At 66.2% G+C, this 25,694-nt stretch carries 28 protein-coding genes; 14 read left to right on the top strand and 14 right to left on the bottom strand.

Annotation, left to right across the window (positions count from 1 at the left end):
- Positions 1-23: 23 nt before the first annotated feature.
- From ACE10W_RS23490 to ACE10W_RS23480, 3 genes are read right to left on the bottom strand one after another with little or no spacing between them, the layout of a single operon-like run.
- Complete coding sequence (locus ACE10W_RS23490) at positions 24-1,247, bottom strand: ABC transporter permease (RefSeq protein ID WP_182871933.1); 1,224 nt, start codon at positions 1,245-1,247, stop codon at positions 24-26.
- Positions 1,244-1,969: an ABC transporter ATP-binding protein gene (locus ACE10W_RS23485; RefSeq protein ID WP_110116332.1), complete on the bottom strand. Its 726-nt coding sequence runs from the start codon at positions 1,967-1,969 to the stop codon at positions 1,244-1,246. The genes ACE10W_RS23490 and ACE10W_RS23485 overlap by 4 nt, the downstream gene beginning before the upstream one ends.
- Positions 1,966-3,396 carry an efflux RND transporter periplasmic adaptor subunit gene (locus ACE10W_RS23480; RefSeq protein WP_110116331.1) on the bottom strand — a complete coding sequence of 477 codons (1,431 nt, stop codon included), beginning with the start codon at positions 3,394-3,396 and terminating at the stop codon, positions 1,966-1,968. The genes ACE10W_RS23485 and ACE10W_RS23480 overlap by 4 nt, the downstream gene beginning before the upstream one ends.
- Before the next feature lie 599 nt (positions 3,397-3,995).
- Between ACE10W_RS23480 and ACE10W_RS23475 the strand changes: the two genes are divergently transcribed.
- The 7 genes from ACE10W_RS23475 (at position 3,996) to ACE10W_RS23445 (ending at position 7,604) form a co-directional block, all read left to right on the top strand.
- Entirely contained in the window at positions 3,996-4,655 is a 660-nt protein-coding gene (locus ACE10W_RS23475; RefSeq protein ID WP_182871932.1) for a response regulator transcription factor, read from the top strand.
- Between the two features lie 166 nt (positions 4,656-4,821).
- Positions 4,822-5,220, top strand: coding sequence for a hypothetical protein (locus ACE10W_RS23470; RefSeq protein ID WP_038967086.1), 399 nt, complete (start codon positions 4,822-4,824; stop codon positions 5,218-5,220).
- Positions 5,221-5,281: 61 nt separating this feature from the next.
- Positions 5,282-5,674: a curlin gene (locus ACE10W_RS23465; RefSeq protein WP_110116328.1), complete on the top strand. Its 393-nt coding sequence runs from the start codon at positions 5,282-5,284 to the stop codon at positions 5,672-5,674.
- Between the two features lie 26 nt (positions 5,675-5,700).
- A complete protein-coding gene (locus ACE10W_RS23460; RefSeq protein WP_182871931.1) occupies positions 5,701-6,123 on the top strand; it encodes a curlin in 423 nt (140 codons plus the stop codon).
- Between the two features lie 44 nt (positions 6,124-6,167).
- Positions 6,168-6,629 carry a curlin gene (locus tag ACE10W_RS23455; RefSeq protein ID WP_182871930.1) on the top strand — a complete coding sequence of 154 codons (462 nt, stop codon included), beginning with the start codon at positions 6,168-6,170 and terminating at the stop codon, positions 6,627-6,629.
- Between the two features lie 12 nt (positions 6,630-6,641).
- Positions 6,642-6,926: a hypothetical protein gene (locus ACE10W_RS23450; protein WP_038967087.1), complete on the top strand. Its 285-nt coding sequence runs from the start codon at positions 6,642-6,644 to the stop codon at positions 6,924-6,926.
- Positions 6,927-7,157: 231 nt separating this feature from the next.
- Positions 7,158-7,604 carry a hypothetical protein gene (locus ACE10W_RS23445; RefSeq protein WP_028171445.1) on the top strand — a complete coding sequence of 149 codons (447 nt, stop codon included), beginning with the start codon at positions 7,158-7,160 and terminating at the stop codon, positions 7,602-7,604.
- Here the strand turns inward: ACE10W_RS23445 and ACE10W_RS23440 are convergent.
- Entirely contained in the window at positions 7,601-8,443 is an 843-nt protein-coding gene (locus tag ACE10W_RS23440; RefSeq protein WP_182871928.1) for a GNAT family N-acetyltransferase, read from the bottom strand. The genes ACE10W_RS23445 and ACE10W_RS23440 overlap by 4 nt on opposite strands.
- Before the next feature lie 98 nt (positions 8,444-8,541).
- Here ACE10W_RS23440 and ACE10W_RS23435 point away from each other — a divergent pair, with 98 nt between their 5' ends.
- Entirely contained in the window at positions 8,542-9,246 is a 705-nt protein-coding gene (locus ACE10W_RS23435) for an SDR family oxidoreductase (protein WP_110116324.1), read from the top strand.
- Positions 9,247-9,517: 271 nt separating this feature from the next.
- The gene (locus ACE10W_RS23430; protein WP_110116323.1) at positions 9,518-10,351 is read left to right on the top strand and encodes an outer membrane protein; all 834 of its coding nucleotides are present in this window, start codon (positions 9,518-9,520) and stop codon (positions 10,349-10,351) included.
- Positions 10,352-10,422: 71 nt separating this feature from the next.
- On the opposite strand, the gene ACE10W_RS23425 is transcribed toward ACE10W_RS23430, so the two are convergent.
- Positions 10,423-11,478 carry a serine hydrolase gene (locus ACE10W_RS23425; protein WP_182872569.1) on the bottom strand — a complete coding sequence of 352 codons (1,056 nt, stop codon included), beginning with the start codon at positions 11,476-11,478 and terminating at the stop codon, positions 10,423-10,425.
- 327 nt (positions 11,479-11,805) lie between these two features.
- Between ACE10W_RS23425 and ACE10W_RS23420 the strand changes: the two genes are divergently transcribed.
- Together ACE10W_RS23420 and ACE10W_RS23415 are read left to right on the top strand one after the other, a co-directional pair.
- Complete coding sequence (locus tag ACE10W_RS23420) at positions 11,806-12,195, top strand: helix-turn-helix transcriptional regulator (RefSeq protein WP_028171449.1); 390 nt, start codon at positions 11,806-11,808, stop codon at positions 12,193-12,195.
- Positions 12,195-12,686: an SRPBCC family protein gene (locus ACE10W_RS23415; protein WP_028171450.1), complete on the top strand. Its 492-nt coding sequence runs from the start codon at positions 12,195-12,197 to the stop codon at positions 12,684-12,686. Before ACE10W_RS23420 ends, ACE10W_RS23415 begins: the two co-directional genes overlap by 1 nt.
- Positions 12,687-12,865: 179 nt before the next feature.
- On the opposite strand, the gene ACE10W_RS23410 is transcribed toward ACE10W_RS23415, so the two are convergent.
- Together ACE10W_RS23410 and ACE10W_RS23405 are read right to left on the bottom strand one after the other, a co-directional pair.
- A complete protein-coding gene (locus tag ACE10W_RS23410; protein ID WP_028171451.1) occupies positions 12,866-13,840 on the bottom strand; it encodes a tripartite tricarboxylate transporter substrate binding protein in 975 nt (324 codons plus the stop codon).
- Between the two features lie 36 nt (positions 13,841-13,876).
- A complete protein-coding gene (locus ACE10W_RS23405) occupies positions 13,877-14,758 on the bottom strand; it encodes an IclR family transcriptional regulator (protein WP_110116322.1) in 882 nt (293 codons plus the stop codon).
- A gap of 212 nt (positions 14,759-14,970) precedes the next feature.
- Here ACE10W_RS23405 and ACE10W_RS23400 point away from each other — a divergent pair, with 212 nt between their 5' ends.
- The gene (locus ACE10W_RS23400) at positions 14,971-15,813 is read left to right on the top strand and encodes a hypothetical protein (protein ID WP_028171453.1); all 843 of its coding nucleotides are present in this window, start codon (positions 14,971-14,973) and stop codon (positions 15,811-15,813) included.
- A 65-nt stretch (positions 15,814-15,878) separates the two neighbouring features.
- Here the strand turns inward: ACE10W_RS23400 and ACE10W_RS23395 are convergent, their stop codons facing one another.
- The 4 genes from ACE10W_RS23395 to ACE10W_RS23380 all read right to left on the bottom strand — a co-directional run bounded on the left by ACE10W_RS23395 (position 15,879) and on the right by ACE10W_RS23380 (position 20,392).
- A complete protein-coding gene (locus ACE10W_RS23395; protein ID WP_182871927.1) occupies positions 15,879-17,090 on the bottom strand; it encodes an ABC transporter substrate-binding protein in 1,212 nt (403 codons plus the stop codon).
- A gap of 46 nt (positions 17,091-17,136) precedes the next feature.
- Positions 17,137-17,988 carry a fumarylacetoacetate hydrolase family protein gene (locus ACE10W_RS23390; protein WP_028171454.1) on the bottom strand — a complete coding sequence of 284 codons (852 nt, stop codon included), beginning with the start codon at positions 17,986-17,988 and terminating at the stop codon, positions 17,137-17,139.
- A gap of 27 nt (positions 17,989-18,015) precedes the next feature.
- Entirely contained in the window at positions 18,016-19,524 is a 1,509-nt protein-coding gene (locus ACE10W_RS23385; protein ID WP_182871926.1) for a bifunctional 3-(3-hydroxy-phenyl)propionate/3-hydroxycinnamic acid hydroxylase, read from the bottom strand.
- 76 nt (positions 19,525-19,600) lie between these two features.
- Positions 19,601-20,392, bottom strand: a complete 792-nt coding sequence (locus tag ACE10W_RS23380) for a DNA-binding transcriptional regulator (protein WP_028171456.1) — start codon at positions 20,390-20,392, stop codon at positions 19,601-19,603.
- Positions 20,393-20,538: 146 nt separating this feature from the next.
- Between ACE10W_RS23380 and ACE10W_RS23375 the strand changes: the two genes are divergently transcribed.
- A complete protein-coding gene (locus ACE10W_RS23375) occupies positions 20,539-21,522 on the top strand; it encodes a VOC family protein (RefSeq protein ID WP_182871925.1) in 984 nt (327 codons plus the stop codon).
- Between the two features lie 32 nt (positions 21,523-21,554).
- Here ACE10W_RS23375 and ACE10W_RS23370 read toward each other — a convergent pair whose 3' ends face one another.
- A complete protein-coding gene (locus ACE10W_RS23370) occupies positions 21,555-22,217 on the bottom strand; it encodes a response regulator transcription factor (RefSeq protein ID WP_182871924.1) in 663 nt (220 codons plus the stop codon).
- Positions 22,214-23,596, bottom strand: coding sequence for a sensor histidine kinase (locus ACE10W_RS23365; RefSeq protein ID WP_182871923.1), 1,383 nt, complete (start codon positions 23,594-23,596; stop codon positions 22,214-22,216). Before ACE10W_RS23365 ends, ACE10W_RS23370 begins: the two co-directional genes overlap by 4 nt.
- Before the next feature lie 190 nt (positions 23,597-23,786).
- Here ACE10W_RS23365 and ACE10W_RS23360 point away from each other — a divergent pair, with 190 nt between their 5' ends.
- Entirely contained in the window at positions 23,787-24,662 is an 876-nt protein-coding gene (locus tag ACE10W_RS23360) for a DUF3280 domain-containing protein (RefSeq protein WP_162603579.1), read from the top strand.
- On the opposite strand, the gene ACE10W_RS23355 is transcribed toward ACE10W_RS23360, so the two are convergent.
- Complete coding sequence (locus tag ACE10W_RS23355) at positions 24,659-25,690, bottom strand: L-idonate 5-dehydrogenase (protein ID WP_182871922.1); 1,032 nt, start codon at positions 25,688-25,690, stop codon at positions 24,659-24,661. The two genes, ACE10W_RS23360 and ACE10W_RS23355, sit on opposite strands and share 4 nt — an antisense overlap.
- Positions 25,691-25,694: the final 4 nt, after the last annotated feature.

The following is a 25,694-nucleotide window of genomic DNA, read 5'->3' as shown; positions in this document are numbered from 1 at the left end:
GTGGCAGCCCCCCCGGCATCTTCTCACTCCGTCTTGAGCGCCTCGATCGGGCTCAGCCTGGATGCCTTGTGGGCGGGGTAGAAACCGAAGATCAGGCCGGTCGCGATCGAGAAGACGAGGGCAAGGCCGATCGCTTCGCCGTCGATCGAGGTGATCCATCCGGCCATACGGGCGACGGTCATCGAGAGTGTGATGCCGCCGGCAACCCCGATGGCGCCGCCGAGCAGGCAGAGGACGAGTGCCTCGCAGAGGAACTGGAGTCTGATGTCCCGCATCCGGCCGCCAAGCGCGCGGCGGATTCCGATCTCCCGCGTGCGCTCCGTAACCGACACGATCATGACATTCATGATGCTGATGCCGCCGACGAGCAGCGAGACCGAGGCGATGGCGACGAGCAGGAGCGCCACGGTGCGGATCGCGCCCTGCTGCGCTTCCATGGCGGCGGCCGGATCCTGGACCTTGAAGTCGTCCTCCTGGCCGGCGGGGATGCGGTGGCGCTGCCGCAGCAGGCTTTCGATCTCCGATCGCGCGCCCGCCATCTGACTGTCCGCGGCCACCTTGGCGATGATGTAGGCGACCGAATCCCGGTTGATGTTGCTCGCGCTGCCAAGGAAGCGCAGCTTGGCCGTGGTGAGGGGGACGAAAGCGACGTCGTCCTGCGCCGGGCCCTTGCGATCGAGCACGCCGACGACTTCGAGCGGCACCTTCATGATCCTGATCTGCGCGCCGATCGGATCGTCGCCGGGCGCGAACAGCTCGCGCGCGACGGTGCTGCCGAGGATCACGACCTTGCCGGCACCAGTCTCTTCGGTGCCGGAGAAATAGCGCCCGGCCGCGAGCTGCCAGTCGCGCACCATGAAGTGACCGGTCGTCGTGCCGTTGATGGTCGTATTCCAGTTCTTGCTCTCGTGGATGACCTGCGCCGTTCCGGCGATCGAGCCGGCCGCGGCCTGGATCTCCGGGATCTGCTCGAGGATGGCCTGCACGTCGCTCTCGGTCATCGTCAGCTTGCTGCCGTCCTTGAGGCGCACGCCGCCCTGATAGACCGCGCCCGGCGTGATCATCAGCACGTTGGCGCCGATCGAGCGGATCTGCTCCTGGAGGCGAAGCTGCGCGCCGGACCCGATCGCAAACACCGTCACGATCGAGGCAACGCCGATCACGATGCCGAGCATGGTGAGGAAGCTGCGCAATGGATTGAGGCGCAAGGCGTGCAGGGCGATCTGAAAGCCCTGGAGCATCGTCATGACACAGCGCTCCGTTTCGGCAGCAGCGGGGCCACCGTCTCGTCGCTGACGAGCTCGCCGTCGTGCAGGCGGATCGTGCGCCGGCACCGCGTCGCGATGCCGGGGTCGTGCGTGATCATCACGATGGTCTGGCCGGTCCGGTTGAGCGCGGCGAACAGCGCCAGGATTTCGGCGCCGGTGCGGCTGTCGAGCGCGCCGGTCGGCTCGTCGGCGAGCACGATCAGCGGGGAGGCGATCAGTGCACGCGCGATCGCGACGCGCTGCTGCTCGCCGCCCGAGAGCTGCCGCGGAAAGTGATGAGCCCGGTGCAGCATGCCGACGGCCTGAAGGCTCGCTTCGGCTCGCGCCAGGCGGTCCTTGCGACCGATGCCGCAATAGACCAGCGGCAGTGCGACGTTCTCGATCGCATTATGGCGTGCGAGCAGATTGTAGGACTGGAACACGAAGCCGATGCTGCGGGCGCGCAGGGACGACCGGCGATCTTCCGAGAGCCCGGCGACATTGGCTCCCTCGAGATGGACCTCGCCTTCGCTCGGCAGGTCGAGCAGCCCGATCATGTTCATCAGCGTCGACTTGCCGGAGCCCGACGGTCCCATCACGGCGACGATCTCGCCCTGTGCGATGTCGAAGCTGACGTTGCGCACCGCGGCCACTGCGACCCCGTCGGTGCGATAGGTCCTGGATACGGACCGGAGACTGATGAGGGGTAGAGGGGCGGTCATGATCCGAACCTGATTCCGAGAAACTCCATGCCTGCCGGCCGGATGGCCTGGCCGACGGCGACCTGGCTGCCTTCGACGAGGTCGCCGCTCTTGAGTGCGACCTGTTCGGTGCCGGAGGCGCCGACCGTCACCGCAATACGCCGGAGCGAGCCGCCGGCGGTGCGCACCCACACGCCGCTGTGCGCGGTGGTCGGGTCCGGACGTGTGCCGGACGGCTGGAAACGCAGCGCGGCGAGCGGCACCTTCAGCACGTCGTCCTGCCGCTCGATCACGATCTTCACCAGGGCAGTCATGCCGGGCAGCAGCGCGCCGTCGAGGTTGGAGGTCGACAGCACGACGGTGTAGGTGACGACGTGCTGCTGGTTCTGCGGCGCCTTGCGCACCTGCCGCACCACGGCCTCGAAGCGGCGGTCGGGGTAGGCATCCACCGTGAAATGGGCGCGCTGGCCGGAGGCGATGCGGCCGATATCGGCCTCGTCGACCTGGGCGTGAATCTCCATGTCTTCCAGCCGGTGGGCGACCACGAAGGTGGTGCGCGACTCCAGGCCGACCGCGAGCGTCTGGCCCTCGTTGACGAACCTGCCGACGACGACGCCGTCGATCGGCGAGCGGATCACGGTGCGGTCGAGATCGGCCTGGGCCGCGGCGAGAACGGCCGCCTTCTCCGGCACCGCCATTCGGGCCTGTTGCAGCTCGGCCTCGATCCGGCGGACGTCGGCCTGCGCGCCGTCCACGGAGTAGGAATTGAGCGACATCAGGACCTCGGCCTCGCGCTCCTGGGCCAGCCGTGCCGTGAACTCGGTCTGCGCGTCGTCGACCGTCGTCGTCGCCACCACGTTCTGCGACTGCAGCGCCAGCTTGCGCTGCAGGGTCCTCTGCGCCGAGGCCTTGACGGCTTGCGCGCTCTCGAGCTTGGCGGCGAGCACGTCCCGGCTGCCCCTGGCGTTCTGCAGATCGATCCTGGCGCGATCGAGCTTGGCGCGCGCGATGTCGACCAGGGAATTGGCGACCGCCAGGGAAGCCCTGGCTTCGTCGACCTTGGCCGCGAAGCTGCGCGGATCGATCAGGGCGAGCGGCTGGTCCTTGGCGACGGTGTCGTTGAAGTCGACATAGACCCGGGCGAGCTGCCCGGACAGCTGGGAACCGACCTCGATCGTCTTGACCGGCTGCAGCGCGCCGGTGACGGTGACGGTCTGCTCGATGCTGCCGCGCTGGATCGCGGCATAGCGGAACATCGGCGCATCCGACCCGAAGGCCGAAGCTTCGCGCCCGCCGGGCACGAGCAGCCGTTTCGTCGAGTCGTAGGCGTGAGCCGCCGTGTCTGCCGCGCTCCCGGCGGCGCCGGCGATGACGGCCGGCTCCGCGGCGAAGACCGCGGCAAGGCCGCATGCAGTTCCAAGCACGGCAATAATTGGCACAAATCGCATATCAAAAACTCGCCTGCTTGAAATGGCTTCGTTGGCGGCGCGGAGCGAGATCGCGCTATGGTTGTAAATTGTCAAAAGCAATATCGATCGTCAGTATGTCGTCGTTGCCGGGGCGACGGTCGGGTGCGCTGAGCGATCCAGAAGTAAAGTGCGGGGGTGCGACTTTTCGTGATTTGCGTGAAATGTATACCCGGCGTATGCCAAAGGTTGCGCGCGGTATCGAACTCGATAGGCTGACTGAACGTCCCGTATGATCTGGCCGATGCGGCCAGTCGCCGGCGTTCAAGTCGGCGTATGGGTGGCGACGCCATGACGCAGTCGGCGATACCGCGGCGACGACGTCGGATTGCTTCATTCGCGATAACGCGCCTCGCCGTGATGCCGCCGGTGGCGAGATCGAATCTCTGCAATCACGAAGCCCGATATGTGAACGCCTTCACTCGTCTTCACGGAGTGTTGGCCCTAAGACGTCGAACCGGTGGACCGACGCCATTCGTTCGATCCCCGCGAATTCAACCAAGCACCTTGTTCTCGCTTGCAAGAAGAATGGATGGCTCGCTGCTTGCTCATCGAGCCCCAAGCCGGGGAGTCCGTCTGCCATGAGCTCAGGTCAAGCCACCGTTTACGTCGTTGACGACGAGGTTCAGATTCGAACTGCGATTGGAAGTCTCTGCGAGGAGACCGGACACCAGGTGAGATTGTTTGCGTCGACCGACGAATTTCTCGCGGAGAGACTTTCCGGCGGGCCTTCGTGCCTCGTGCTCGACGTTCGCTTTCCCGGGACCTCGCCGACCGGTCTCGAGCTGCAGCGCCGGCTCGCCGAGACGGGCGTGCCGATTCCGATCGTCTTCATCAGCGGCCACTCAGACGTCCGTGTCTCGGTCGAGGCGATGAAGCGCGGCGCGGTCGAGTTTCTACCAAAACCCTTTCGCGAGCAGGAGATCCTCGATGCGATCAGGCATGGCATCGAGCGCGACCGCAGGCGGATGGAACGCGAATACGCCGTGCGCGAGGCCCGGCTGCGCATCGAGACGCTGACGGCGAGGGAGCGCGAGATCATGCTGCTGATGGCCGAGGGGCTTGTCGCCAAGCAGATCGCGGCGAGGCTTGGCGTGAGCGAAGTGACGGTGAAGGTCCATCGCGCCCGGATGATGCGAAAGCTTGAGTTGCGTTCGCCGATCGAGGTGGCGCGGCTGATCGACAGCATGGGACGCGAAGCGGAGACGACGCGCACCGGTGCAGGACAGCCGCAAATCTGAGGCTGCGCGTGGCGACATTCAGCGCTTCGTCTAGTCCGTACCGATTAGCATGAACTGCAGTCTGTCGCGATCGCTGCGATCGGTTCAGAGTCATCCCACGATGTCGGTCGCATTCAGGACCAGCATCCGAAACCAGTCAGACAACTTGGCCAGAAAGGGATACTCCATGCGCAAATTGTTTTTTGCTTCCGTTGCCGTGCTCGCTCTGTCTTCCGCGGCCCAGGCCGCCAATACTTCGACCACGGTGCAGGTCGGCTTGGTGAACGGTTCGAGCGTCACGCAGAACGGCCTCACCAACGACAGTTCGTCGACGACCCAGATCGGCATCCTGAACGGTGCGTCCACCATGCAGGGCACCAGCTCGCCGTCGCTCAACAACGTCAGCACTGTGAACCAGGCCGGCGTGCAGAACTCGGCGACCACCGGCCAGGTGGCCTTCGGCAACAACGGCAGCGCGATCACCCAGAATTCGTTCGGGCCGCCCGCGCTCCAGAATAACTCCGCCAGCGTCGGCCAGCTCAGCTTCGGCATCAACACGAGCACCGTCTCGCAGACGGCGCACTGAACCATCTCGTCGGCCGGATGCGTCACGGCGCGTCCGGCCAATTCTCCCGGAGGAACATGACATGCGGATCACCTATCTCGTTGCGACGGCCATCGCGCTCAGTGCACTGACCACCGTCGATGCCCAGGCCGGCAACTCGGCCAGCGTGCTGCAGTTCGGCACGACCAACAGCTCCTTCATCTCGCAGACGGGCTCGACCAGCAACAACGCCACGACGTTGCAGTTCGGTGCGACCAATACGGCGACCACCTTGCAGACAGGCTCGCTCCTCACCGTCAACACCGCGGTGACCGGGCAGGGCGGCACCACGGCGACGGCCTCCAACACGGCGCTGACCGGTCAGATCGGTGGCTCCAATTCGAGCCTGATCGGCCAGATCGGCGCGAACAATACGGCCGGCGTTGGGCAGCTCGGCATCCTGAACGGCTCGACGATTCTCCAGCAGACCCCGTGAGCAATTCTGAAGTGGTGAGGCACGTCATGAAACGTCTCTCGAAACGCCTCTTGGCAAGCAGCTGCGCCGCGATGTTCGCCTTGTGCTGCGCCGGCGCCGGATCAGCCGGCGCCCAGACCGCCGACATCAAGACTATCGTGTCGGTCGGCGGACCGCCGGTCGTGCTGAACCAGAACAGTCAGCTCAACATGGCGGGCGTGTTCATGGTCGGCGGCAGCACCAGCGCGACCGTTGTCCAGAACGGCACCAACAATGCCACGGGCGTCCTGCAATTCGGCGGGACGAATTCGGCGTCGGTCGGGCAGGCCGGGATGAACAATTTCGCCTTCGTCGGCCAGACCGGCCAGTCGGCGACCAGTCTCGTGTCGCAGCTCGGGGCCATGAACACGGGCACGGTGGCGCAGTTCAGCACGGTCAATACGTCGACGATCGTCCAGACCGGTCCGTAAAGACGCGCGAGCTCATCGGCGTCGGGAACCAGCGGGGAAGCGCGATGCGGAGCGGCAGAGAGGTCTCAAAGCGGGTTCTGGCCGTGGCGGCGTTGCTTGCCGCCATCGGCGCGGCGACGCAGGCGTCGGCCGGATCCATCCAGCGCAGCGTGACGAACCCGAACGTGAGCATCGAGACGATCGTGCAATTCGGCAACGACGTTCAGCCTGTCACGATCGAGGAGAACAGCCGCGTCAATATCGCGCGGGTGATCCAGATCGGCGGATCGGGAACGGTGGATGCGACCATCATCCAGAACGGCACGCGCAACTATGCCAACGTGATCCAGATGGGCGGCACCACCAACGCGGCGGTCGGTCAGTCCGGCCTCAGCAACGCCGCCGACATCACCCAGATCGGCAATTCCACCAATGCGCTCCTGCTTCAGATCGGCGACATGAACTCGGGAGCGGTGAGGCAGTTCGGACGTTTCAACTGGCTGGCGATCTTCCAGTTCGGCCGATGATGGAGGGATGACATGAGGTTGCTTCTGCTCGCATCCGGAATAGGATTCATGAGCGTGGTTGCGATGGCGCCGGCCGGGGCCGGCGACGGTCACACCACGGTGGTCCAGGACGAAAACGGGACGGCGGCGATCACGCAAAGCGGCGATCCCGCGCAGGCCGAGGTCAGGATCGAGAAAGAGCCTGGGCGCACCACGGTGTACCGGCGCAGCGGCGGAAACACCGCGATCGTGACGCAGGGCACCGGAAATGCGCAGGACATGCTCGATTGGCTGCGCAAGCACCAGCAAGACCACTGACACGTCCTGCTGACGCAGAGAGGCCCATCGTCCCTGAAAGGACGACGGGCCACCCGCGTTGGCCGGAACGACGTCGCTGAAACAGGCCGGGACTTCCGGGCGTTCTGCCGCACCTTGTTCCCCGTTAATCCCGTGTCTTAACCAACAATTAATTATACGTTTGCGGCTGGGCGACAGCCCGGCCTAGCGTGTGGTGGGGAGCCGCCGAAGCCAAACGAGTTGGTGCGTATCATGATGTCCAGATCATATGGGGCGCTGCTCGCCTCGCTCAGCGCAGCCGCGCTGCTCCTTTCTTCAAGCGACAGTTTTTCAAGGCCCGGCGGCGTTGCTGCGCATGGGCTGGCTGCGGCGCCGCCGACTGCGGCAATGCGTCCGCCGATCGCGCCGGGTGCCCGGTTCCGCGGCCGCAACACGCCGTGGGTCTATTGGCCGGGCGGCGGCGGGTTCTTCTACGATGGCGCAGGCTACGGCCAGCCCTTCGCCGACGCCGGGCAGCCGCTCTCCAACGACGTGCGCTACACCTATACCTATGACGTTCCCTGGGACTGGACGCATCGCTTCCCGCCGAACGTGGTGCCGTCCGACCGGCCCTACGTGCCGAGCTGCCCGACGGAGCAGGTGACGGTGCCCGGCCGCGGCGGCGGCGAGCACACCGTCAACATCATGCGCTGCTACTAGCCCAGCTCAAAGCTGGTCACGCCGAAGACGCGGTCGATCCGCAGCGGCGCGATCGGCCCCGTGTACATCCGCGCCGTCTCGAACACCGGCTTGAGGCCGAGCTGTTCCGCGAGCGCGATGGCCTCGCGATTGACGGCGGGGACATCGAGGAAGACTTCGCCGCCGCCCGCACTCGCCAGCAACGCCTGCACGACCTTCTCCGCGGCGGCGCGATCATCGGCGACGAGCGGGCCGATCTTGTGGCCGCTCCGGCACCGGCGGATCACGCCCCATGCGGCAAGCTTGCCATCACGCAGCAGCGCGCGGCCGACATGTCCTGATGTGTTGATCCAGGCGCGCAGGAAGGCGCTGCGCGGCGCTGGGAACACCGTGGCGTCGTCGGCTTCGACGAGCGCTAACGGGATCGTGTCGAGTGCGACGAGGTCAGTGGGCGGCCCCGGCGGCGCGGCGACGATGCCGCCATAGCGGATATTGGCGTAGGCAAGCTGGAAACCGGACTTTCTGTAGTTGTCCTGCTGCGCGACGACGCCGTCGAGGCCGATCACGCGAGGGCGCGCATGCGCGATCGCCGCGTTCCAGATGCGCAGGCCGTGGCCGGAACCGCGAAAACTTTCACGCACGATGTAGAAGCCGAGAAAGGCGAAGCGGTCGTCGTAGTTGACGCAGGAGACGGTCGCGACCGGCTCGCCGTCGATCTCGCCGACGAAGAAAGCTTGCGCGTCGGGGATGGCGAAGCAGGCGGCGTCGGAGAGGCCCGGATTCCAGCCCTCTGCCGCGGCCCAGTCGACGGCGATCGAGATCTCCTCGGGCCGCAAATTGCGGATCTGCAAATCGCTCATGACGGATGCCTTCGACTGGACCTGCCGGCAAGTCTGGCGGTAGAAGGCCTCATGATAGGCCGGGCCCGCGGCTCGCCTCAAGACAGGGATGATCAGTCATGGCAGCAGAGAAAGTCGCACTCGTCACCGCCGGCGGCAGCGGCATGGGGGCAGGGGCTGCGCGGCGGCTTGCGGCCGACGGCTTCCGCGTCGCGATCCTGTCGTCCTCCGGCAAGGGCGAGGCGCTGGCGGCCGAGCTCGGCGGCTTGGGCATCACCGGCTCCAACAAGTCGAATGACGATCTGAAGCGTCTCGTCGACGGCGCGATGGCGAAGTGGGGGCGTATCGACGTGCTCGTCAACAGTGCGGGCCACGGACCGCGCGCGCCGATCACGGAGATTACCGACGAGCAGTGGCACACCGGCCTCGATACATATCTGCTCAACGTGATCCGGCCGACCCGGTTGGTGACGCCGGTGATGCAGGCACAGAAGGCTGGCGCCATCATCAATATCTCGACCGCCTGGGCATTCGAGCCGAGCGCGATGTTTCCGACCTCGGCGGTGTTCCGCGCGGGCCTTGCCGCCTTCACCAAAATCTTCACCGACACCCATGCCGCCGACAACATCCGCATGAACAACGTTCTGCCGGGCTGGATCGACAGCCTGCCGCAGCTAGATGCGCGCCGCGACAGCGTGCCGATGAAGCGCTACGGCAAGGTCGAGGAGATCGCGGCGACGATCGCGTTCCTGGCGTCCGACGGCGCGGCCTACATCACCGGCCAGAACATCCGTGTGGACGGTGGGCTGACGCGTTCGGTCTGACGCCGGAAGATTCGAATCGCGCTCGCGCCGCCTTGTCGTGATGCGACACCGGCGCGCGTAGCGCGCCACGGATGAAGGGCGAGGCGTGGCTCTTGGGTCACACTCCTCGTCCGTTCGCACGACGTGGGGCGCACACTACGTCACAGTCCCTATGAACTTCGCCGCAGCCCAAGACGGCATGGGGCCGGCGGCCTATGCCCGATCTGCGCCGGATGCCTTCCGCCCGCGCGCATTCGAAACGCGAGCTGATCGCGTGGGCAAGGAGACTAGAATGAAGAAGTTTTTGCTGGCGGTCGCTTCGGTTGTTTTGGGCACCGCATCGGTGCAGGCGGCCGACCTCGCGGCGCATTACACCAAGGCGCCGATGATGGCGCCGGCTTACAACTGGACCGGATTTTACGTCGGCGGCAATGTCGGCGGGCAGTGGGGCAGCTCCGATCCCAGCACCTCGACCGTGTTTTCTCCGACGGGCTATTTCGCCGCCAGCAGCGTTCCCGCCATCAACACGGTCGGCGCCCAGGGCATCAACAGCTCCAGCGTGACCGGCGGCTTCACCGCCGGCTACAACTGGCAGGTCAACCATGCCGTGCTCGGCCTCGAAGGCGACATCAACTATTTCGGCTTCAAGGGCAGTGCGACCGGTTCGGCGCTTTATCCGTGCTGCGCGCCGACCGGCTTTACGGTGTCGTCGTCGGTCTCGGCCGACTGGCTCGCGACCATCCGCGGCCGTATCGGCTTCCTGGCCGCTCCGACCTGGCTGCTCTACGCCACGGGCGGCGCCGCGATCGCGGAGGTCAAGGGCAATTTCAACTTCACCGACACGTTTGCGGGAGCAACCGAGTCGAGCGCGATCCGCGACACGCGTCTCGGCTGGACCGCGGGCGTGGGCACCGAATATGCGTTCGGCGGCGGCTGGTCGCTCAAGGCCGAATATCTCTATGTCGATCTCGGGCGCGCCAGCGCGACCAGCAACAACCTTGCTGCATTCGTGCCGGCCATCGCATTCCCGAGCAACGTCTACACCCACTCGGTCGACCTCAAGTCGAACATCGTCCGCGTCGGCGTGAACTACAAGTTCGGCGGACCCGTCGTCGCCAGGTACTGAGCTTCATCCCGTTCCGAATCTGGCGTGGAAAGCCCCGGCTCAGCCGGGGCTTTCTGTTTCGAGGGCCGGCTTCAGTGCGAGGCCACGAGCTTCGCCAGCGCGGGCAGGATCCTGTAGCGCGCGATCTCGTGCGGATATTCGCCGCGATTGGCCAGCAGCACGATGCCGATCCGCCGCGCCGGCACGAGGCCGAGATAGCCGGAGGCGTTGTTGAGGCCGCCCGGCTTGTCGACGACGGTGGCCTCGGGAAGATGCACCGTCTCCCACGCCATGCCTTGCCCGAATTTCTCGTCGACGCGGAAGGCCTCGTGCTGCGTCATCCTCAGCGCCTCGCGCAAATGCGGGTCGACCGAGTGGCTATCGACGCAGGCCGCAACGAAGGTTGAAAGATCCCGCGGCGAAGAGAATATCTGGCCGGTGCCGGGGAAATCGAAATAGCTCTGCTGGTTGCCGGGCGGGCCGATCGCCATGCCCTGATCCGAATAGCCCTGGACGACCCGCTGCATCCACGCTGCATCCATGACGGCACGGTTGTCCTCGCCGCGTTCGGGCACCGAGGTCGCGGTCATACCGAGCGGCTTGAAGATGCGCTGTTCGAGCTGGGTTGCGATCGGCGTGCCGTAACAGCGTTCGAGCACGAGCTGGAGCAGCACATAGCCGGCATGGCTGTAGATGCGCTGCTTGCCGGGCGCCTCGCCAGCCTGCGGTCTCCAGGCGTTGAGCATCTCGATGAACTGTGCGCGCGAGAACTCCTCGTTCGGCCAGGGCGGGTGGTCGGTCGGCAGCAGCAGTCCCGACGTGTGCGTGACGAGCTCGCCGACGGTGACGCGGCGGATAGAGTCGCCGGTGAGCTCGGGCAGGTATTTCGGCAGGCGGTCGTCGAGCCGCAGCTCGCCCCGGAGCGTGCCGAGCGCGACCAGCGTCGCCTCGAACGGCTTGCGCAGCGAGCCGAGGTTGAACAACGTGTCCGACGTGACCGGCCGTCGTGTGGTGTCGTCGGCAAAGCCGTAGTTGAAGAACTCGACATGACGGCCGGCATAGAGCGCGGCGGCGAGGCCGCCCGGTTGGTCCGGCGTCGCGGTCGGCGCCAGCTCATTGGCGACGATGTCGCGCATCTGCGCGATCATGTCGGAATCCGCAGCCGCCTCGCGCGGCCTGATGAGGCCGATTGCGAGCGGAAGCAGGGCCGCCTTGGCGAAGCCGCGCCGGCTGATCGAAAGAGATCGTAAGGTGACAAGAGAGGACACGCGCTTGATGAACAGATTGCCGACGCCCCCGGCGCCAGTCGTACCTGCAAACCGCGTCCCGCCTCAATTCACAATCGCGCGTTGGAAGTTCCGTAGCGAACCTTCTAGCCGCCTATCCAGCGCACGGCCGCCTCGACGGCGGATTTTACTTAGCTTGTCGGCTAACAAATATTGACGCGGGTTCGCGACGGGTCTATAGTTAGCTTCATGGCTAACCAATTATCTCGACTGGACCAGATTTTTTCCGCGCTCGCCGACCCGACACGGCGGGCGATCGTGATGCGGCTCTGCATGGGCGAGGCATCCGTCGGCGAGCTCGCGGATCCCTTCGACATGGCGCTGCCGAGCTTCATGAAGCACGTCCATGTGCTGGAGACGAGCGGGCTCGTCCTGTCGGAGAAATCCGGCCGCGTGCGCACCTGCCGCCTCAGCCCGGACGCGCTCGTCGGCGCGGAGGACTGGTTCCAGCAGCAGCGCGCGATCTGGGAGGCGCGCCTCGACCGGTTCGAGGCTTACGTGATGAAGCTCAAGAAAGAGAAGGAGAGGGCGGCCGCCAAGCGGCCGTCCCGAACAACCAAACGGAAAGGTTCTGAGTGATGACGAATTCTGCCAATCCCGCTTTGTCGCAATGGTCGCTCGACCGCGAGATCGTGATGTCGCGCGTGATCGACGCGCCGCGCGATCTGGTGTTCGAGGCGTGGTCCGACCCAAAACATCTGCCGCAATGGTTCGGACCCAAGGGTTTCAAGATCGAGACCTTCGAGATCGACGTGCGGGTTGGCGGCGTCTGGCGCTTCAACATGATCGGCCCCGACGGCACCGTCTATCCGAACCGCATGCGCTTTCGGCGCATTGAGCGGCCGTCCTTGATGGAGATGGACCATGGCGTCGACCAGGACGACGATCCCGGCATGTTTCGCTTCACCATCACCTTCGCCGAGCAGAGCAACGGCAAGACCGTGCTGATGATGCGGCAACTGGCCTCGAGCACGGAGCAGCGCGATGGCATGATCAGTTTCGGCGCCGTCGAATACGGCTACCAGACGCTGGACAAGCTCGCGGCTTATGTGGGCGCGTTGAAGAGGTAGCTGCACCGTCAGTCGTCATGCCCGGGCTTGTCCCGCCTGCGCGGCCGAAGCCGCTCCGGCGAGGCGAAGGCCCGGGCATCCACGTTCTTCGTGCCGCGCGGTCAGGCGTGGATGGCCGGGACAAGCCTGGCCATGACGAGAGGAGGTCGATGGCGCCCCTCACTCGTCCACCTCGGCTGTCACTCCCCCTTCAGCCCGGCCTCGCGGATCAATCCGGTCCACCTCTGGGTCTCGCTGTCGATGAACTGGCCGAATTCGGCGGCGGTGCCGGTGCGCACTTCCAGGCCCTGGGCGGTGAGCTTGTCCTTCACGGCGGGGTCGGCGAGCACGCGCGAGACTTCGGTCTGCAGCTTGTCGACGATCGGCTGCGGCGTTGCGGCGGGCGCCATGAAGCCGAACCAGCCGGCGGCGATCACGTTGGGAAAGCCTTGCTCGCGCAGCGTCGGCGCCTGCGGATAGAGCGGGCTGCGCTCGCTGGAGGCGACGCCGAGCACGGCGAACTTGCCGCTCTGGATGTAGGGCAGCGCCGTCGGGAGTGCGGTCAGCGTGGCATCGACGCGGCCGGCGAGCAGCTCGGTGTAGGACGCCGCGTCACCGCGGAACGGGATGTTGAGACCCTTGACGCCGGCATCCCTGAACAGGAGCTCGCCGGCAAGATGCGGCTGCGAGCCGGCGCCGGGTGAGGCGAAGGTCAGTCCGTCCGGCTTCGATTTGCCGTAGGCGATCAGGTCCGGCAGCGTCTTGAACGGCGCGTCCGCGCTGATGATCAGGAACAGCGGCGCGATCACCGCCATCGCGACCGGCCGAAGATCCTTGCGATCATAGGTCAGCTTGCCGAACAGCGCCTCGGCGGTTGCATAGGGGGCCGCGACATAGAGAATGGTGTAGCCGTCGCCCGGCGCATGCGCGACGAGATCGTTCGCAATGCGCGTGCCGGCGCCCGGCTTGTTCTCGACGATGAATTGCTGGTGCAGGCTGCGGCCGAACTCTTCGGCGAGCAGACGCAGCGAGATGTCGTTGGAGCCGCCGGGCCCGTAGGGCGAGATCAGCCGCACCATGTGCGACGGCCAAACGTCCTCAGCGCGCGCGGAGACTGGAAGCCCGGACAGGGCAAGGGCGAGGGTGCCCAGCAATGTTCGGCGTGTGACGGTCATGTTGGCCTCCCGGTGGTGGAGCGCCAGTTGTCTTGTTCATTTCCTGGCCCTCTTCTTGTTTTGCTTTTGTGTCTCGGCCGCCGGCCCTGCCGCGCCGACGATGGCGCGGATACTGTCGGCGAGGGCGGCGATGCGCGGGCCGATCTCGGCCTCCAATTGGCCGGGCTGGAGCCGGAACGCCGGAATGCCGCAATTGATGGAGAACGACCGCCTCGTCTCATCTGCATGAAACAGCGGCGCGGCGACGGCGTGGATCGAGGCCATGTACTCGCCCCAGCAGGTGCAGAAGCCGCGGCTGGCGCATTGTGCAAGGCCGGCGCGATATCTGTCGCGAAAGGCCGACCACAGCTCGGCATCCTCGCTTGCGATCTGCTGTTCGAGCAGCGCTGCATCGGCCGGCGGCAAGGTCGCGGCCGCGGCGCGGCCCATTGCCGTCATCACCACGGGAATGGGCATGCCGATGTCGGGGACGTGCGGGCCGACATCGCCGGAGCGCGCGGTCTCGACATAGATCATCGACGTGCCATCCAGCAGGCCGATCGAGACCGTGCCGCGCACGCTCTGCGCCAGCTCCATCATCATCGGGCGCGCGACCTGGCGGAACTGCATGTCGGCAAGCAGCGGATGCGCCATCCGCAGGGCGCGTGCCCCGACGCGGTATTTCGCACGTTCGGCGTCGTAGCGGAGGTAGCCGAGCTCGGCGAGCGTATGCGTCAGCCGTGCCACCGTCGGCCGCGGAAGCCCCGTCAGCGTCGACAGCTCCATGTTGCCGAGCTGCGTCGTTCCGGCCTTGAACGCCTCGAGCACCACGAGGCCCTTTGCCAGCGTCGTCGCGAACGCGGCGTCATCCGCGCTCGAAGCCAGCACTGCGGCCGCGGATGAGGAGGCGGGAGGCGGTTTGGACGCGGTTCGAGCCATGGGAGATTTAATGGACCCGCTCCGCTGGCTTGTCCAATAGATTCGACAATTTTGCCTCTTCCGTCCGATATGTGGATACACCCTCCGTCGTTACCGCGGGCAAAAAAGACGCGCGCGAGCCGAGCTGCACACAGATTTTTGTCGTGATTCCATGGCGTCCTGTGACAGGATTATTACGAATAGATGTCACATCGATTACAGCGGAGCGATTCATGTTGCAGTGGCAGGCGCGGTCAAATCCCCTCGCGTGGTGGTGGGGGTCGCTCACGCTCGTCAGCAGCGCCAACATCCTCGTCTGGTTCATGCTGTATCGCGAGTTCTACCCGACGGTTGCGGGCAGCGTCGGCGGCGGCTCCGACATCGGGCTGATGTTCCTGCTCTGCGCGGGGTATGTGTTCGGCTGCGCCTTCCGCTCGTTCCTGCCGCGCGCCGACGTGCAGCGCATCTGCCTGTTCGACACCTGGCTCTCGAGCGTCTTTGTCGGCCGCTCGGTCGCGACGGTGGCCGAAGTCTGCTTCGCCGCGCAATGGGCGGTGATCCTGCATCAGCTCGGCACCATGACGGGTGCCGAGACGGCCGTGAACATCGCGTGGGTGATCGTGCCCGTGATCATCATCGCGGAGTGTTTCTCGTGGTACGCGGTCGTGACCACCAACTATCTCTACAACGCGATCGAGAATTCGCTGTGGGCGGTGACCTTCTTCCTCGCCGGCATCGCGCTGTGCCGCCTGATGCCGGAATTCCAGGGCGTGGTGCGCTGGGCTCTGATCGCCGGCATCGTCGGCATCGCCTGCTTCCTCGCCTTCCTCGTCACCGTCGACGTGCCGATGTATCTCAGCCGCTGGCGGGCAGGGCATGCCGAGGGCGGCAGGTTCCTGGGCTTCCTCGAAGGCCTGCATGACGTCTCGACGCGCTGGGTGGTGACCCACGACATCGCGCACTGGAAGGGCGAGCTGACCTGGATGTTCCTGTATTTCAGCGCCGCGGTGTGGTCGAGCCTGGCGCTCTGCGCGCTCTACGCGATGGAAGGCTATCTGACGCGCTATCTCGCCTGAGGGTTGATTCCTATTTTGACGCGTTTTCTTAACGCGAACCGGTATCCACTTCGCTTGAAAACGCTTTACTTGCCGACCAGGCTGCACTTGCTGCGGTCGAGCGGGCGGAAGGCCTGGTCGGGCGGGATCGTCGCGACCAGCTTGACGAAATCCCACGGGCCTTTCGACTCTTCCGGCGTCTTGACCTGGACCAGATAGAGATCGTGCACCATGCGCTGGTCCTCGCGGATGCGGCCGTTGGTGGTGTAGGCATCCGACACCGGCGTCGCCTTCATCTTGGCCATCACGATCGCGCTGTCGTCCGTATCGGTGTCCTTGATGGCCTGCAGATAGTGGCGTACGGCGGAATAAACCCCGGCCTGGATCTGTGAGGGCATCGCCTTGCGGCGCGCATAGAACGCATCGGAAAATTTCCGCGCCGCCGGCGAGATATCCTCGAAGAACGAGGTCACGATAAGGTCGCCGCGCGTGGCCTTCAGGCCGACCGCTTCGATGTCGACATTCTGGAACGACATCGGCACGATCTTCATGCCCTGCGCGGCGAGCCCGAATTCTTCGGCCTGCTTGATCGCGGTGGCGTTGTCGCCGGCGACGTTGATCGCCAGGACCTTTGCGCCCGAGGACTGCGCCTGGAGTAGGAACGAGCTGTAGTCGGGCGTGCCGAGCTGGGCTTTAACGCCGCCAGCAACCTTGCCGCCAAGCTCGGTGATGCGGGCGCGAGCGGTCGCCTCGATCGAATGGCCGAAGGCGTAGTCGCCGGTGATGAAGAACCAAGGCTCCTTGCTGGTCTGCATGATGCCGGAGACCACGGCAGTCGCGGTGGAGTAGGCGTCCTGGGTCCATTGCACGCTGGTCGGCGCGCAGGCCTCATCCGTGAGCTGGTTGGCGCCGGCCCCGGAGACGAGGAAGATCCTGCCGTTGCCGCGCACCAGCTCCTGCACCGCGAGCGCCGCGCCCGAGCTGCCACCGTCCGCGATCGCCTGCACGCCGTCGCTGAACCATTTTCGCGCGAGTGAGCCTGCAAGGTCCGGCTTGTTCTGGTGATCGGCCTGCAAAATCTCGATGGGCTTGCCGTTGATCTTGCCGCCGAACTCCTCCGCCGCCATTCGCGCCGCCTCGACCGAGCCCGGACCCATGGCGGCGGCGAAAATCCCGTTCATGTCGGTGAGGACGCCGATCCGGATGGCGTCGCCTTTGATCTCTGCGCGTGCGGCGGTGCCTGCGAGCGCCAGCGTGATCAGCAGGATAGCGGCGGAGGTCGTGCGGTGAGTGGCCATGGCGTTTCCTGATTTTGTTGTCGTTTTGATTGAGCGACGTTGGCGGTCACTCCGGTTCGGCGATGACCTTGTTGCGCAAGGTTCCGATGCCGGAGATCTCGACCTCGACGGTGTCGCCGGGGCGCATCCACAACGGCGGCGTGCGCTTTGCGCCGACGCCGCCGGGCGTGCCCGTGACGATGACGTCGCCGGGGACCAGCGGGCAGATCGTCGAGATGTAGGCGATCAGCCCGGGGATGGCGGTGATCAGGAGATCGGTGGTGGTGTCCTGCACCACCGTGCCGTTGAGCCGGGTCTGCAAGGTCAGCTTTGACGGATCGGGAATTTCGTCCGCCGTCACCAGCCATGGGCCGAAGCTGCCGCTCTCTGCAAAGGTCTTGCCGGAGAGGAACTGGCTGGTGTGGCGCTGCCAGTCGCGGACGCTGCCTTCGTTGTAGCAGGAATAGCCGGCGATGTGGTCGAGCGCGCGGTTCGCGGGGATGTGCCGGCCTTCCTTGCCGATGACGAGCGCAAGCTCGCCCTCATAGTCGAAATCGTCGCTGACTTTCGGCTTCACGATCGGCTGGAGATGGCCGACCTGGCTGCAGGGGAAGCGAACGAAGAGTGCGGGCTTCTCGGTGACGATACGTCCGGTTTCAGCGACATGGTCGCGATAGTTCAGCCCGACGCAGATGATCTTGCCGGGATCGGGGATGACGGGCGCGAAGCTGACCTTGTCGAGGGCATGATCGGGCGCGGCGGACGCGACGAGCTTTGCCGCCTCGGCGACGCGACCGGCTTCGAGCAGCTGCCGCAGTGTCGTGCAGCCTGCCATGCGCGCGCCGAGATCGACGACGCCGTTGTCCTTGACGGCCCCGAAAGAGGCGCGGCTGTCGACGATGAAAGAGAGCAGCTTCATGAGAGTGTCCTTGGAAAGCGGGTTCGGTCAGGCCGCGGACGGCACGCGGGTTGGGGGAGTAACGGCGGCGACGAGTCGTTCGAACTCGGAATCGTTGCGGGCCGTGCCACGCACATAGCGGTCGGGACGGACCAGCGCGGCGATGATGCCGTGCTCACGCAGCCAGTGCCCGACGCCCTGGGCTTCGTCGCCGGTCAGGATTGCGATCCCAGCCGGCGACGGGGCAAGATGCGATGGCAGCGCGGCCGCGCTCTCGACAAGCAGCACATGGCTGTAGCCGGTCCGGTCATCGCTGCGGCGACCGTCGTTCAGCTCGAACTGCGGTGCGAGATGCCCGGCCAGCGGCAGGCCGCCGAGCGCGAGCCCCGGGCCGAGCAGGGGCTTTTTCACCTCGAGTTTCACGGGCGCGTTGTCGCGCGCTTCGCCGGCGGCAAGGCCGGCCTCGATCGCCTTGGTGTTGATGATGCCGCCAAGGCGAATGGCGAGCTCGATGAACTCCCGCACATGCGGCCGGCGCTCGCTCTGATAGGTCTCCAGCAGATCAGGCGCGGCGCCGTCGCGGATGATCGCGCCGAGTTTCCAGGCAAGGTTGGCGGCATCCCGGATGCCGGCGCACATGCCCTGTCCGAGGAAGGGTGGGGTCTGGTGTGCGGAATCGCCCGCGAGCAGCAGCCGTCCGCCCCGCCATTGCTGCGCGATCACGGAATGAAAAGTATAGACAGCGGCGCGCTCGATCTCGGCGTCGTCGGGCGTGATCCAGCGCGACAGCAGCTCCCAGACCTTGGCCGGCTGCGCCACATCTTGCGAATCCTCGTCCGGCAACACCGTGATCTCCCAGCGCCGCCGGGTGCCGGTGCCGCGCACATAGGTCGCCGGCCGCCGGGGGTCGCAGTGCTGGATGCTGTAGTCGCCGAGGTCATCGCGGTCGCGCTTGAGCAGCACGTCGATCACCAGCCAGCGCTCGTGAAAGCCGAGATCGTCCATGCCGGAGCCGATGAAGCGGCGCACCAGAGAGCGGGCACCGTCGCAGCCGACCACATAGCCGGCACGGACTTCACTCAGCGTCCCATTGGAAAGGTCCTCGTAGCGGACGCGCACGCCGGTCTCGTCCTGATCCAGCGCGAACACGTCGCAGCGGTTGCGCAGGGTGACATGCGGCCAGCGCGCAAGGCCATGGATCAGCACGTCCTCCAGATCGGGCTGGTGGAAGCGATAGCTGAGATTCCATCCCATCGGCGTGAGCGTCTGCGGGCGCGACCAGTCCAGCAGCATCCGGCCGCCGGCGTCGAGAAAGAGCATCCCGGGGCTGAGGATGACATGCGGCAGGATCGCGTCGGCGAGGCCGATGGTCTGGAACACGCGCATGCATTCGTCGTCGAAATGCACCGCGCGCGGCAGGTGATAGGTCCGCGCCTCGCGCTCCAGTACCAGCGTCCGCATGCCGCACAGTCCGAGCAGATTGGCCAACGTGGCGCCAACCGGGCCGCTGCCGACGATCACGACATCAAACTCTTCGGGGATGGACTTATGTTGCATGGGGCTATCTCTTCCCCAAGCCGCGCCGCAGCATCAATGCCGTCGCGCCAAGTGTCCGCCCAGCGGACGGACCCCGCTAGACCTCGACCGGGATGGCCGATGCCGTTTCCTGAAGCTGTCCCGCAAATTGCGCCACCGCTTCTTCAATTCCGAGGGCCGAGCGGATCCAGATGATGGAGATGCAGCCGAACACGGCGCCGTTGCGCACGATGGGGACCGCGATCGAGGCCGTCTTGGGATTGTACTCGCCCTCGCTGCGGATGGCGTAGCCGCGGGCTTGCGTCTCGGCGATCATGCGGTCGAGGCGGCCTTCGTCGAGGAAGGGGCGGTCGTCGGCCTCGTCGATGCGGCGCAGATGATTGACGATCAGGTTGCGCTCGCGCGCAGGACAGGCGGCGAGATAGGCGCGGCCCGCGGACGTCCGCAACATCGGCAGGCGCTTGCCGATCATGCCGCGGTCGATCGAGAGCGGGCTGCGGGAGTGCGTGGTTTCCTGCACCACCATCGCGGCGTTCTCGTAAGTCGAGAGATCGACCGGCCAGACGAGGTTCTTGCTGAGCTCGGCGAGATAAGGCGCCGCCGCCTGGCAGATCACCACGCCGGGATCGTAGCCGTCGCCGAGACTGAGCGCGCGCCGGGTCACGCGAAAGCGGTCGTCGCTGGCGCTGCGGGCGACATAGCCAAGTTCCTCCAACGTCTCGAGCAGGCGATAGACGGTCGGGCGAGGCAGGTCGAGTGCGCGGGCGACGTCGCCCGCGCGGATGCCGCCGGACCGGTTGACCTCGTGCAGCACGTCCAGCCCACGCTTGAAGGCGCGGACGCCCTCCGACTGCCGCGGCGCTCCGGTCCGCGTCCGCTCCTTGGACACTTCGCATTTCCTCCCTTGTGCCGTTTCGCTCCGCGACTATCGTCATCGCAAACGAGAAGCGATTGCGGACGCCACCGTAGGAGCGTGCGCGGCCGGTATCAAGTTCGCCGCAGTGCGGCGGGTGCGATGCCCTCGGGAGGACGTCGATGGAAATCACCGCGCTCGGCTATGTCCGGATCAATTCATCCCAGCTCGATCAGTGGGGCCAAATGGCAACCCGGCTGCTCGGCATGCAGCAGGTCGATCGCGGCGGCAAGATGCGCGCCTTCCGCATGGACGATCGCAAACAGCGGCTGATCGTCGACGGCAGCAGCGATGCCGGGCTGGCGGTGATGGGATGGGAAGTTCCCTCAACCGCCGAGCTCGATCAGTTAGCCGGGCGGCTGGAAAGCCACAGCGTGAAGGTGACGCGCGGCTCGCGCGCGCTCGCCGACGAACGCCATGTGGCCGAGCTGATCACGTTCGCCGATCCCGCCGGCAACCGGCTTGAGGCCTTCTGCAAGCCGGAGCTTGCAACCGAGCCGTTCAAGCCGGGGCGGCCGATCTCGGGCTTTCGCACCGGCGCGCTCGGCATGGGGCACGTGGTGCTGAACGTCGAGGACGTCGAGCCGCTGTTGCCGTTCTACCGCGACGTGCTCGGCTTCCACGTCTCCGATTTCGGGCTCAAGCCCTATGGGCTCTATTTCTTCCACGTCAACGGCCGCCACCACAGCTTTGCGATGGTAGGCTCCGGACGGAAGGCGCTGCATCATTTCATGGTCGAGCTCGGCAGCCTCGACGATGTCGGGCAGGGCTACGACCTCGCGCAGCTGGATGACGGCCGTATTGCCTATACGCTGGGGCGGCACACCAACGACCACATGACCTCGTTCTACGTGAATACGCCCTCGGGCTTCTTCATCGAATATGGCTGGGGCGGCCGCGTCATCGATCCCGAGACCTGGCAGCCGCACGAGACCTTTGACGGCCCGTCGCTATGGGGCCACGAGCGGCTCAACATGCCGGAGGAGCAGCGCAAGCGCCTGCGCGACATGAGGCTGGACGCCGCGGCCCGTGGCGTGCGCGTCGCCGACCCACGTGTGCCGCCGCTGAACTGCGCATGGCTGGACGCGGTGGTCGCGCGCGAATGATCCGCCGCCAAGCGGGATATCGCAAGCGGCGATCAAGCCTTGCCGAGATCGACCTGGGTCAACAGTCCCTGACGCAGCGCCAGGCGGACCAGCTCGATGTCGGAGTCGACGCCGAGCTTGTCCTTGATCAGCGAATGCAGGTTTGCCACCGTCTTCGGGCTGACGTGGAGCGTCTCGGCGATCTCCTCCGTCGACTCCTCGGCCAGCAGCAGCCGCAGCACCTCGAACTCGCGCGGCGTGAGGACGTCGGCAGCCGAGCTCTCGCCGCTGATGCGGCTCAGTGCGAGCTCGTGGTCGATGTCGGGGCTGATGGCGATCCGGCCCGCGAGCACGTCCATCACCGCGCGCACCAGCGTTTCGGGCGGACTGGTCTTGGTGACATAGCCCCTCGCGCCGGCGCGGATCGCCTGCACGGCAAAGCCCGCATTCTGGTGCATGGTGAAGACGAGGATTCTCGCGCTTTTGTCCCACTGCCTGATCCGCCTGACAGCCTCGATGCCGCCGATGCCGGGCATGCTCAGATCCATGATGACGAGGTCGGGCGCCTCGGATTTGAAGAGACGGTAGGCCTCCGCGCCGTCGGCGGCTTCGGCGACGACGCGCAGGCCCGGCTGCTTCTGCAGCACCGAGCGATAGCCTTCGCGGACGACGGAATGGTCGTCGACCAGCAGAATGGTCGCATCGCCCGCGCTCATGCCGCCCGCTCCAGCACCGGCCGATCGGCCGCGACAGGGATGGTGACGCGCAGCGCAGTGCCGCCATGCGGTCCGGCCTCGAAGCTCAATTTGCCACGCAGGGCCGCGACGCGCTCGCGCATGCCGAGCAGGCCCATTCCGGATTTCGCGGCGGGATCGCTCGACCGTCCGTCGTCGTCGATCGTAAGCGCGATCTCGTCGGCACGCATCGTCAATTCCAGGCTCACCTTGGTCGCGCCGGCATGCTTGGCGGCGTTGGTGAGAGCCTCCTGCACGATGCGATAGAGGCTGGCGCTGATCGCGGCCGGCAGGGTCTCGAAGGCGCCGTCGAAGCGGATCGCAAACCGCGTCTCGCCGCGGCTGCGACCGTTCCAGCCGGCGACCAGGCCTTCGAGGCTGGCGACCAGCCCGAGCTCTTCGACATCGGGCGGACGCAGCCTGAACAGCGTGCCGCGCAGCATCTCCATCATGCCGGTTGCGGTCCGTGCGATGCCGTCGCACTCGGACAGCAGGGAAGGGCACTCCTGCACGGCGGTCTGGCGGGCGGATGCGGCGAGCGCGCGGATGGCGGCCAGTGACTGGCCGAACTCGTCGTGCAGCTCGCGCGCGAGATGGCGGCGCTCCTCGTCCTGGAGCGCGATCAGCTTTCGCGTCAGCTCGCTGCGCTCGGCAAGCGCGGTGTCGAGGCTTTCGGCGAGATGGTTGAAGACGTCGCGGATGGAGGAGAGCTCGGCGAGGTCGAACGGCGGCAGCCGCGCGGTGAGGTCATTGGCGGCGATTCGTTCGAGGCCGGTGCGGATCATGCGGGTGGGGCGCAGCGCCCGCGCCAGTGCCGCATAGACCAGTGCGCAGAGCAGCGGCAGTGCGATCGCAAGCGCAATCATCAGGCGGCCGGCCTCGTGCCATGCCTCCGCCGTCTGCACGGCCGGATCGACCGAGACCACGGTCTCGCCGAGCTTCGCTCCGCGCACGATCACTGGCCGCGCTGCCTCACGGCCGGGGTCGAACAGGCTGCGATAGAAGGCCGCGAAGACCTGCGGCGGCGGGTTTGCCGGAGTAGGCGCGCCACTGCAGAACCGCTGGAGTATCTCGCCGCTCGTGCCACGGAATGCCAGGCACAGGCCGGGCGTCATCACGTAGGCCGATACGGGGTCAAGGTTGGGGAAGTCCGAGCGCGGGTTCGCCACCCACTGGACCTTGCCCTGTTGCAGCTCCAGCGACTTCGCAACGATGGCGGCGATACCGTCGATGCGCGCATGCGCCTCGCGGTCGGCCGTGACAAGGAAATAGGCGGAGATCACGGCGAAGCAGGCGGCCGATATTGCGGCCACGCGCAACGTCAGACGGACCTTGAGATCGAATCTCGGGCGGTTCCACATCGGCAGGCACCTGGCGCGAACGGGTTTGTCGCCTCCGCATTAAACGGCAGAACGCAAGCGGCGGAAAGCGCTGCGCTTGCCGCAGTGCAACGTCGTGAAAATTTCCCGGCGTTCGCCGGGACGGGCACGGTTGCATGGCGAGAGGCGACCATCCAGGTTTTCAGGCCGTTCCGTCACACGAGGCCCGCTCATGCACCTGTCCCGGTTGATCTGCTCTGCTTTTCTCCTTGTCGTCCTCCCGGCGGCCTATTCGCCAGCCGGTGCCGGGGCGGCCATCGGCGTTGCCATGGACGATTTCAGCTATACCGATACGTCGGCCGAGCCGGCCAACCAGACCGCCGCCCATGAGCGGCGGCTGTCGGCGTTCATGGCGGCGCTCAGGCGGGATATCGGCGCGGATGGTCGCTACCGGCTGGCACCATCGGCCCAGGACGGTGCGGCGTTCAAGGTTATCGGCGGCATCCAGAAGACGAGCACGCTGGTGCAATGGGCCAAGGTCGCCGTGATCGACGTCGGCGCGAAGAGGCTCGTGATGGACAAGCTCTACACCTTCCGCGGCGACAATGATGAATCCTGGGAGCGCGCCGAGATTTTTGTCTCCCGCGAGGTGATGGCCGCGCTCAGCACGCCGGCGCCGGTCGCGCTGGCGGTGTTCGATTTCGAGCTCGAGGACACGACCGCAGCTTCGGCGGGCGCCTCGGCCGCTTCGGATGCGTCATACCTGGCCGAGGTCACCGGCAGCGTGCGTGAGGCCCTGGGCCAGTCCGGCCGCTACCGTATCGTCGATATCAGCGGCGAGGCGGTGAAGGCGCGTGCCTTGCGGGACTGTGGCGGCTGCGAGGCCGCGATTGCGCAAAAGCTCGGCGCGGACCAGTCGCTGATCGGCGTGGTGCGGCGGGTCAGCCGCACCGAATACACGCTCGGCTTCCAGCTCCGCGATGCCAGGACCGGGGCGGTGCTGGCGCGCGGCGACAGCGGCCTGCGCATGGGCGCGGACTATTCCTGGAAGCGCGGCGCCGTACGGCTGGTCAGCGACCGGCTGATCGAGAGCCAGGCAAAGCCCTAGAACGACAGCTGCACCTTCATCGACTGCGAACGGTCGCTGGCAAGCTCGAAGGCGGCGACCGCGTTCTCGAACGGCATGGTGGCCGTGATCAGCGGCTTGACGTCGATCAGGCCTTCGCCCATCAGGCGCACCGCGAGCTCGAACTCGGGATCGAAGCGGAAGGTGCCGCGGAGCTGCAATTCCTTGGCGACGATGGAGTTGATCGGCAGCGTCATCTCGCCGCCGAGGCCGAGCTGCACCAGCGTGGCGCCGGGCCTGAGCACGTCGAGCGCCGTGCGGAGCGCAGCCTGGTTGCCGGAAGCCTCGAACAGCGTGTCGAACACGCCCTTGCCGGCGCGCCAGGGATCGAGCGCGGTGGCATGGGTCGCGACGTTGATGGCGTGGGTGGCGCCGAGCTTTCTGGCGACCGCCAGCGGCGCGTCGGCGACATCGGTCACCACGATCTCGGACGCCCCGCCGAAACGTGAGACCAGGATCATCAGTGCACCGATCGGGCCGCAGCCGGTGATCAGCACGCGCTTGCCGAGGAGGGGGCCGGCCTGCTTGCCGGCATGCAGGCAAACCGCGAGCGGCTCGGCGACCGCGGCCTCGGCCAGCGACAGCTTGTCGGAGATCGGCACGGCCTGCGTCGCATCGATCGTGAGGAACTCGCGAAAGCCGCCCTGCACATGGGGAAAGCGCATCGCGCTGCCGAGGAAGCGCATGTCGAGGCACTGGTTGCGCATGCCCTCCTGGCAATGCAGGCACTGGCCGCACGGCTTGCTCGGATTGACGGCGACGCGCGTGCCCGGCTTCACGCTGGTGACGCCGTCACCGACGGCGGCGACGACACCGGCGATCTCATGTCCCAGTGCCATCGGCTGCTGGATGCGCACGACGCCGAAGCCGCCGTGGTGGTAGTAGTGCAGGTCCGAGCCGCAGATGCCGCCATTGGCGATCTTGACGCGGACCTCGCCCGGGCCGGGTGCCGGATCGGGATAGCTGTCGATCCGCAGGTCTTTCGGGGCGTGAATGACGACGGCGCGCATGGTC

Source organism: Bradyrhizobium sp. B025, assembly GCF_042257955.1.
In the GTDB taxonomy this organism is placed as follows: Bacteria; Pseudomonadota; Alphaproteobacteria; order Rhizobiales; family Xanthobacteraceae; genus Bradyrhizobium; species Bradyrhizobium diazoefficiens.
The sequence above is the reverse complement of the archived record's forward strand: the minus strand, read 5'-3'. Positions and strand labels throughout refer to the sequence as shown.

Excerpts from the sequence above, each read along its gene's own strand:
- ACE10W_RS23490 (WP_182871933.1), bottom strand. The coding sequence starts at position 1,247 with ATGACGATGCTCCAGGGCTTTCAGATCGCCCTGCACGCCTTGCGCCTC.
- ACE10W_RS23485 (WP_110116332.1), bottom strand. The coding sequence starts at position 1,969 with ATGACCGCCCCTCTACCCCTCATCAGTCTCCGGTCCGTATCCAGGACC.
- ACE10W_RS23480 (WP_110116331.1), bottom strand. The coding sequence starts at position 3,396 with ATGCGATTTGTGCCAATTATTGCCGTGCTTGGAACTGCATGCGGCCTT.
- ACE10W_RS23475 (WP_182871932.1), top strand. The coding sequence starts at position 3,996 with ATGAGCTCAGGTCAAGCCACCGTTTACGTCGTTGACGACGAGGTTCAG.
- ACE10W_RS23470 (WP_038967086.1), top strand. The coding sequence starts at position 4,822 with ATGCGCAAATTGTTTTTTGCTTCCGTTGCCGTGCTCGCTCTGTCTTCC.
- ACE10W_RS23465 (WP_110116328.1), top strand. The coding sequence starts at position 5,282 with ATGCGGATCACCTATCTCGTTGCGACGGCCATCGCGCTCAGTGCACTG.
- ACE10W_RS23460 (WP_182871931.1), top strand. The coding sequence starts at position 5,701 with ATGAAACGTCTCTCGAAACGCCTCTTGGCAAGCAGCTGCGCCGCGATG.
- ACE10W_RS23455 (WP_182871930.1), top strand. The coding sequence starts at position 6,168 with ATGCGGAGCGGCAGAGAGGTCTCAAAGCGGGTTCTGGCCGTGGCGGCG.
- ACE10W_RS23450 (WP_038967087.1), top strand. The coding sequence starts at position 6,642 with ATGAGGTTGCTTCTGCTCGCATCCGGAATAGGATTCATGAGCGTGGTT.
- ACE10W_RS23445 (WP_028171445.1), top strand. The coding sequence starts at position 7,158 with ATGATGTCCAGATCATATGGGGCGCTGCTCGCCTCGCTCAGCGCAGCC.
- ACE10W_RS23440 (WP_182871928.1), bottom strand. The coding sequence starts at position 8,443 with ATGAGCGATTTGCAGATCCGCAATTTGCGGCCCGAGGAGATCTCGATC.
- ACE10W_RS23435 (WP_110116324.1), top strand. The coding sequence starts at position 8,542 with ATGGCAGCAGAGAAAGTCGCACTCGTCACCGCCGGCGGCAGCGGCATG.
- ACE10W_RS23430 (WP_110116323.1), top strand. The coding sequence starts at position 9,518 with ATGAAGAAGTTTTTGCTGGCGGTCGCTTCGGTTGTTTTGGGCACCGCA.
- ACE10W_RS23425 (WP_182872569.1), bottom strand. The coding sequence starts at position 11,478 with ATGATCGCGCAGATGCGCGACATCGTCGCCAATGAGCTGGCGCCGACC.
- ACE10W_RS23420 (WP_028171449.1), top strand. The coding sequence starts at position 11,806 with ATGGCTAACCAATTATCTCGACTGGACCAGATTTTTTCCGCGCTCGCC.
- ACE10W_RS23415 (WP_028171450.1), top strand. The coding sequence starts at position 12,195 with ATGACGAATTCTGCCAATCCCGCTTTGTCGCAATGGTCGCTCGACCGC.
- ACE10W_RS23410 (WP_028171451.1), bottom strand. The coding sequence starts at position 13,840 with ATGACCGTCACACGCCGAACATTGCTGGGCACCCTCGCCCTTGCCCTG.
- ACE10W_RS23405 (WP_110116322.1), bottom strand. The coding sequence starts at position 14,758 with ATGGCTCGAACCGCGTCCAAACCGCCTCCCGCCTCCTCATCCGCGGCC.
- ACE10W_RS23400 (WP_028171453.1), top strand. The coding sequence starts at position 14,971 with ATGTTGCAGTGGCAGGCGCGGTCAAATCCCCTCGCGTGGTGGTGGGGG.
- ACE10W_RS23395 (WP_182871927.1), bottom strand. The coding sequence starts at position 17,090 with ATGGCCACTCACCGCACGACCTCCGCCGCTATCCTGCTGATCACGCTG.
- ACE10W_RS23390 (WP_028171454.1), bottom strand. The coding sequence starts at position 17,988 with ATGAAGCTGCTCTCTTTCATCGTCGACAGCCGCGCCTCTTTCGGGGCC.
- ACE10W_RS23385 (WP_182871926.1), bottom strand. The coding sequence starts at position 19,524 with ATGCAACATAAGTCCATCCCCGAAGAGTTTGATGTCGTGATCGTCGGC.
- ACE10W_RS23375 (WP_182871925.1), top strand. The coding sequence starts at position 20,539 with ATGGAAATCACCGCGCTCGGCTATGTCCGGATCAATTCATCCCAGCTC.
- ACE10W_RS23370 (WP_182871924.1), bottom strand. The coding sequence starts at position 22,217 with ATGAGCGCGGGCGATGCGACCATTCTGCTGGTCGACGACCATTCCGTC.
- ACE10W_RS23365 (WP_182871923.1), bottom strand. The coding sequence starts at position 23,596 with ATGTGGAACCGCCCGAGATTCGATCTCAAGGTCCGTCTGACGTTGCGC.
- ACE10W_RS23360 (WP_162603579.1), top strand. The coding sequence starts at position 23,787 with ATGCACCTGTCCCGGTTGATCTGCTCTGCTTTTCTCCTTGTCGTCCTC.
- ACE10W_RS23355 (WP_182871922.1), bottom strand. The coding sequence starts at position 25,690 with ATGCGCGCCGTCGTCATTCACGCCCCGAAAGACCTGCGGATCGACAGC.